The sequence below is a fragment of the Aquaspirillum serpens DSM 68 genome, from assembly GCF_000420525.1.
Taxonomy (GTDB): Bacteria; Pseudomonadota; Gammaproteobacteria; order Burkholderiales; family Aquaspirillaceae; genus Aquaspirillum; species Aquaspirillum serpens.
This window is the reverse complement of the sequence record NZ_ATVC01000093.1, coordinates 1-6,155: the sequence shown is the minus strand read 5'-3', so window position 1 is coordinate 6,155 and position 6,155 is coordinate 1. Positions and strand designations below refer to the sequence as shown.

8 protein-coding genes are annotated in these 6,155 nt (G+C 50.6%); 7 read left to right on the top strand and 1 reads right to left on the bottom strand.

The features are described from left to right. A partial coding sequence (locus tag G465_RS15680; protein WP_155846551.1) for an RNA-guided endonuclease TnpB family protein occupies positions 1–311 on the top strand: 311 nt, incomplete at its 5' end. 33 nt (positions 312–344) lie between these two features. Here G465_RS15680 and purM read toward each other — a convergent pair. Then, a complete protein-coding gene (gene purM / locus G465_RS0112355) occupies positions 345–1,382 on the bottom strand; it encodes a phosphoribosylformylglycinamidine cyclo-ligase (RefSeq protein ID WP_022654754.1) in 1,038 nt (345 codons plus the stop codon). Positions 1,383–1,531: 149 nt separating this feature from the next. Here purM and G465_RS0112350 point away from each other — a divergent pair, with 149 nt between their 5' ends. From G465_RS0112350 to G465_RS16110, 6 genes are all read left to right on the top strand, one after another. Then, positions 1,532–2,623, top strand: a complete 1,092-nt coding sequence (locus tag G465_RS0112350) for an AI-2E family transporter (protein ID WP_022654753.1) — start codon at positions 1,532–1,534, stop codon at positions 2,621–2,623. Continuing rightward, complete coding sequence (hda, locus tag G465_RS0112345; protein ID WP_022654752.1) at positions 2,624–3,340, top strand: DnaA regulatory inactivator Hda; 717 nt, start codon at positions 2,624–2,626, stop codon at positions 3,338–3,340. Positions 3,341–3,399: 59 nt separating this feature from the next. Then, positions 3,400–4,083 (top strand): histidinol-phosphatase, encoded by a 684-nt coding sequence (locus G465_RS0112340; RefSeq protein WP_022654751.1) that lies wholly within the window; start codon positions 3,400–3,402, stop codon positions 4,081–4,083. After that, positions 4,080–4,967, top strand: a complete 888-nt coding sequence (locus G465_RS0112335; protein ID WP_022654750.1) for an ATP-binding protein — start codon at positions 4,080–4,082, stop codon at positions 4,965–4,967. The genes G465_RS0112340 and G465_RS0112335 overlap by 4 nt, the downstream gene beginning before the upstream one ends. Further along, positions 4,968–5,912 (top strand): class I SAM-dependent methyltransferase, encoded by a 945-nt coding sequence (locus G465_RS0112330; RefSeq protein WP_022654749.1) that lies wholly within the window; start codon positions 4,968–4,970, stop codon positions 5,910–5,912. Between the two features lie 36 nt (positions 5,913–5,948). After that, positions 5,949–6,155: hypothetical protein (locus G465_RS16110; RefSeq protein WP_211213783.1), on the top strand; the 207-nt coding region annotated here is incomplete at its 3' end.

Genomic DNA, 6,155 nt, shown 5'->3' with positions numbered 1-6,155 from the left:
TGCGTGGCCGCCTGCACCGCTGGGCGTGGCGGCAGTTGCAAACCTTCGTCGAATACAAGGCCAAGGCAGCAGGCATCGCGGTCGAATACGTCAACCCGGCCTACACCAGCCAGACCTGCTCGTGTTGTGGAGGATTGGGGAAGCGCTCGAAACATCGTTTCGAGTGCCCTCACTGTGGTCTGCGGGCGCACAGCGACTTGAATGCAAGTCGGAACCTTGCCCGCATTGGCGAGACTGCCGTCTCGCCAAGGGCGGCTGTAAATACGCCTGATGTTGGAAATGGGATCAACCATGCTCTCGTTTCACAATAAAGCCTTCGACTTCAGTCGAGGGTTATTTACTGCTTACGCCACTTGGGTTTGATGTTCGTCACCCTGACGTGGGCGAATGTGGCCGATGCGATAGACAGTTTCACCTTGGGCAGTTAAGAAGGCAGCAGCACGGTCGGCATCTTCAGCCGCAACAATCACCGCCATCCCGATACCACAATTAAAGGTGCGGTACATTTCTTGTGCCTCAACATTGCCCTCTTGCTGCAACCATTGGAACAGTTTTGGCAAGGTCCAGCTGTTGGCATCAATTTGCGCCACGGTGTTCGCAGGCAATACACGAGGGATATTTTCCGTTAAACCACCGCCGGTGATATGTGCCATCCCTTTCACCGTCAATTCTGCCATCAGTGCCAATAAAGGTTTGACATAGATACGGGTTGGGGCGATGACCGCTTGACGCAGGGTCGTGTCACCATCAAATGGGGCATCCAAATCTGGCTGTGCACGGTCGATGATTTTACGCACCAAAGAATAACCGTTGGAGTGAGCACCGTTGGAAGCTAAGCCCAACACCACATCACCCGCCACAATGTCGCGGCCAGTGATAACTTTGGCTTTTTCAACCACACCGACAGCAAAACCAGCGAGATCATATTCACCCACGGGGTACATGCCAGGCATTTCTGCGGTTTCACCACCGATTAACGCACATCCGGCTTGTTCACATCCGGCAGCAATGCCTTTGATCACATCCGTTGCACGCGGCACATCCAGCTTGCCGCAGGCAAAATAATCTAGGAAAAACAGCGGTTCAGCGCCTTGCACCAAAATATCGTTGACGCTCATCGCCACTAAATCGATACCCACGGTGTCGTGTTTGTCCCAATCAAAGGCCAGTTTCAATTTCGTGCCGACGCCATCGGTACCCGATACCAAGACCGGCTCTTGATATTTTTTGCTGATTTCCACCAGCGCGCCAAATCCTCCCAAATCGCCCAAAACTTCTGGACGCATAGTGCGTTTGGCAAACGGTTTGATGTTTTCAACAAGTTGGTCACCGGCATCGATATCCACGCCAGCATCACGATAACTGAGGGAGGTTTGGCTCACAAAAAGACTCTCTTTCTTGCTAATTAAATTCTGTGGTGTAATTTGCTCTCATGTTGCGCCGCAAGAAATCGCGAGCAGTGAAGCAAAAACTGCCGATATTTTAACAGATTGCGCGCACTCTCTTTCCCTGTTTGCTGCGAGTGTAAAAGATGGTTGCTTCTCGTCGTGCCTCATCATGGTGGATTGGTCTGGCCATCACCTCGGCGCTGTTGTTATTTGGGATGCTGATGTATTTCCTCGGCCCCATTTTGACGCCGTTTGTAACAGCGGCGGTGTTGGCCTATATCACCACCCCCTTGTCACAGCGTTTACAGCGTCTTGGTTGTTCGGCGGCGGTGGCGGCGGTGTTGGTCACCTTATTATTGGGGATTGGCGTGTTGCTGATGTTGTTGCTGTTGTTACCGATGTTATTGCAACAAGGCCATTTATTATCAAACCGACTGCCGAGTTTGGTCGATTGGTTACAAAACACCGTTGCACCGTGGGCAGAACAGACCTTGGGATTCACAGTGCAACTCGATATCAGCGGTTTACGGCAAGTGTTGGTGGAGCATGTCGATGCTATTCGTCGTGCTGTCGGCAATACCTTGCCGGCACTGACCTCGCAGGGCTTAGCGTTATTGGCTTTTTTAGCCAACTTAATTCTGGTACCGATTTTGTTTTACTACTTTTTGCGCGACTGGCAAGCGGTGGTAGATCGTTTCACTCGCCTGATTCCACCGCGCTGGCAACAGCATACCGATCGTATTGCGGCTGAGCTCGACCGCGTATTGGGTGAATTTTTGCGTGGGCAATTATTGGTGATGTTGTTGATGGCGTTGATTTATGGCGGCGGTTGGTGGTTGGCTGGTTTGCAATCGGGCTTAGCCATCGGGGTTTTCACCGGTTTATTGGTATTTATTCCGTATGTCGGTGCATTTATTGGGCTAGGATTGGCAACAATCGCAGCGATTTTACAAGGCGACGGTTGGAGCTTGTTGCTGGCGGTGTGGGGGATGTATGCCTTCGGCCAGCTGTTAGAAAGTTATCTGATTACCCCTTATTTAGTGGGTGAACGGATTGGCCTATCTCCGTTAGAAGTCATTTTTGCTCTGATGGCATTTGGCCAGTTGTTTGGTTTTGTGGGGGTGATGATTGCCTTGCCTTTGGCTGCGATTGTGCGGGTTTTATCAGTCGAAGGACTGCAACACTATTACGCCAGCCGCTTTTATCAGGGTAGAATGCCCCCTCGATGTTTGTGAGTGCGCCGTTTTCTTTCACCTTTTGACGTTTCCGGTACCGCCTTGGATCAATTAGTCCTCGACCTCACGCCGCCGTCTTCTCCGGCCTTCGATCATGTGATTGCTGAATATAATCAGCAGATCATCGCCGCGTTGACCGACCCCTGTGGGGAGCGTTTTATCTACCTATGGGGTGAACCCGGGGTGGGCAAAACTCATCTGTTAAAACAGTGGGTTGAACACGCTCATGCAATTGGACGGGCGGCCATTTATCTGGATGCTCGTAGCGAGAGTCTGCCCGACTTTGCCCGAGAAGCACGCTGTGTCGCTGTCGATCATGTGGATGATCTCACCCCAGATGATCAAATCACCCTGTTTTCTATTTTCAATACCCTAGTCGATGGTGAAGGCCAGCTGTTAACCGCCGGCCGTATCCCGCCACAACAACTTAAACTGCGTGATGATTTACGTACCCGTTTGGCGTGGGGCTTGGTGTTTGAAGTGCATACCTTATCTGATGCCGACAAATTAGCCGCTCTGCGCCGCCATGCCCGTTCGCGAATGGTGGATATTCCCGATGATGTGTTTGCTTGGCTAATGAATCACTGGCGGCGGGATATGGCCAGCTTGATTGATATGGTTGATGCCCTTGACCATTATTCTTTGGCATTAAAAAAGCCAATCACCGTTCCGTTTGTAAAAAACATTCTCAAGTCTCGTTTTAACGTCCAACGTTAAGGCCACCGCCAACTTGGTTGGTCTGGCCGTGGTCGTCCTTTGTTGTGGAAAAATATGTCATGAACAATCTCGCTTTATTTGATTTAGATAACACCTTGCTGGCTGGCGATTCGGATGTCGAATGGCCGCGTTTTTTAATCAACCAAGGGGTGTTAGATGCCGAGTATTACCATCGCGAGAATGACCGTTTTTATCAACAATACAAAACCGGCACCCTCGACATTTACGAGTTCCTCGACTTTCAATTAGCCCCGCTGACACGGTTTTCACGGCAAGAGCTAGATACCATGCACCAACAGTATCTGGCGCAACATATTCGGCCTTTAATGACCACAGCGGGTCAGGCTAAAGTCGATGAGCATTTAGCTGCTGGCGATACCGTGATGGTGATTACCGCGACCAATCGTTTTATCACTGCGCCGATTGTGGCCGCGTTTGGTGTGCCTCATTTGATTGCAACTGAACTAGAAGAACGGGCTGATGGCAGTTTCACCGGCAAACCACGCGGCACGCCTAGCTTTCAAGATGGCAAAATCATTCGCCTCAATGAATGGCTGGCAGCGCAAGGCCGCCGTTTAGAAGACTATCCCCGTTCGTATTTCTACAGCGATTCCCGCAACGACATTCCGCTGTTGGCGGCGGTAACAGATCCTGTCGTGGTCGATCCAGATGACGTGTTACGCGCTCATGCCGAGATTCAGGGATGGCCGATTGTGTCGTTCCGCGAAGGAGCTTCGCAATGAGTGCAGATGCTTTAACCCAGCTGTTACAACGGGCAGAGGCAGTGTTAGCGCGTTTCGAAGCCACTTTGCCACCGCCTTTACCCAAGATTGATTGGCACGCCACTGCCTTTCGCTGTCGTAAATTGGCGGGGGGGCGTTGTTATCTCGAAGCGGTCCCACAGCCCCACAGCGTACCGTTGACTGATTTAACACAAATTGATCGCCAAAAAGAACGTCTATTGCGCAATACAGCGGCGTTTGTTGCCGGTCGGCCAGCGAATAATGTGTTGTTAACCGGTGCGCGTGGCACTGGCAAATCGTCTTTGGTCAAAGCCTTACTACCGCAGTTTGCCGCCGAGGGTTTGCGGTTGATTGAAGTTGATAAAACGCAATTGGTGGATTTGCCGGATATTGTGCAACTGATTGCCGACCGGCCAGAGCGTTTTATTTTGTATTGTGATGACCTGAGTTTTGAAGAAGGTGATGATGCTTATAAAGCATTGAAAACTGCTTTGGACGGTGGCATCGCTCGTCGCTGCAACAATGTGTTGGTCTATGCCACCTCGAATCGCCGTCATCTGATGCCAGAACGGATGCGCGATAACCTAGAACATCAGCTTGATGAAGAAGGCGAAATTCGTCCGGGTGAAACAACAGAAGAAAAAGTGTCGTTGTCCGAGCGTTTTGGCCTGTGGTTGTCGTTCTATCCGTTTAGCCAAGAGGATTATTTAGCGGCGGTGGCGGTGTGGTTAAATCACTTTAAGTTAAAGATGAATGCTGAAACCGAAAAAGCCGCTTTGCGCTGGGCATTGATGCGCGGTGCGCGCAGTGGGCGGGTGGCATGGCAATTTGCCTGTGATTGGGCTGGACGTAAACCTAAAGAGCGTAAGGTGGATTTACTCTAAATGCGCGACTTCACCCCATTTAAAAACCGTTTGTTGAAAAATGCTCGTCATCTCAAAAAATGGGCCAAGCGGCAACAAATCGAATGTTACCGGCTTTACGACCGCGATTTACCCGAGTTCCCCCTCGCCATTGATTTATACGGCGATCGTTTGCATGTGGCTGAGTATGATACTGGCTGGCAAATTGAAGAAGCCGAACATGCGCTGTGGGTGCAAGCCGTGTTGATTGCTGCGTGTGAAGTGTTACAACTCGATCCTGCCCTTGCCGCATTTAAAACCCGCCGCCGGCAAAAGGGATCGGATCAATACGAAAAAACCGGTCAGCTGGGCGAGAATTTTGTGGTACAAGAAGGTGGCTTAAAGTTTTGGGTGAATCTAGATAATTACCTCGACACCGGTTTATTTCTCGATCACCGTCCGACCCGAGCGCAAGTACGAAACGAAGCCGCCGGCAAGCGGTTTTTGAATTTGTTTGCTTACACCGGCAGTTTCACCGTCTATGCCGCCGCTGGTGGTGCAGTGGAAACCACCACGGTGGATTTGTCGAATACTTATCTCGACTGGGCGCATCGTAATCTGATTTTGAATCAGTTAGATGGGCCACAGCATGAACGGGTGCGGGCAGATGTGTTGCAGTGGTTAACGGATGCGGTTGAGATCGGGCAAAAGTTTGATTTGATCGTGATGGATCCGCCCAGTTTTTCTAATTCGAAGAAGATGTTAGAAATTTTGGATGTACAACGCGACCATGTCCGTCTGGTGGAACAGGCGATGCAGCTGTTGAGCCCAACGGGTACGTTGTATTTCTCGAATAATCTACGTGGCTTCCAGCTCGACCCGACATTGGCTGAGCGTTTCAATATCCGCGATTTATCCGCACAATCCGTCCCAGAAGACTTCCGCAATCGCAAGATTCATCAGTGTTTTCGTATTCAAGGGAAATAACCAAGCAGGCACCGTCAGGTTGTATGGGAAAAAGGTGTGCAAACGCTTCTTCGAACGTTGATCGAAGCACGGTTTAGCCGATGTCGTGGGCACAAAAGTGGTGCCCACACTACTGAACTTGTTGTCTTTCAATTAGGTTTGGATTATCTTTTTTGCAAGTTCACATTGCAAAATCCCGACGCGAATGCTGCCAGTACCACCCCTGGTGCTCTGTTCCTGACCAGAGGAAGCCTAATGAAACCG

Coding starts and splice junctions, on each gene's coding strand:
- G465_RS0112330 (WP_022654749.1), top strand. CDS start 4,968: ATGCGCGACTTCACCCCATTTAAAAACCGTTTGTTGAAAAATGCTCGT.
- G465_RS0112335 (WP_022654750.1), top strand. CDS start 4,080: ATGAGTGCAGATGCTTTAACCCAGCTGTTACAACGGGCAGAGGCAGTG.
- G465_RS0112340 (WP_022654751.1), top strand. CDS start 3,400: ATGAACAATCTCGCTTTATTTGATTTAGATAACACCTTGCTGGCTGGC.
- G465_RS0112350 (WP_022654753.1), top strand. CDS start 1,532: ATGGTTGCTTCTCGTCGTGCCTCATCATGGTGGATTGGTCTGGCCATC.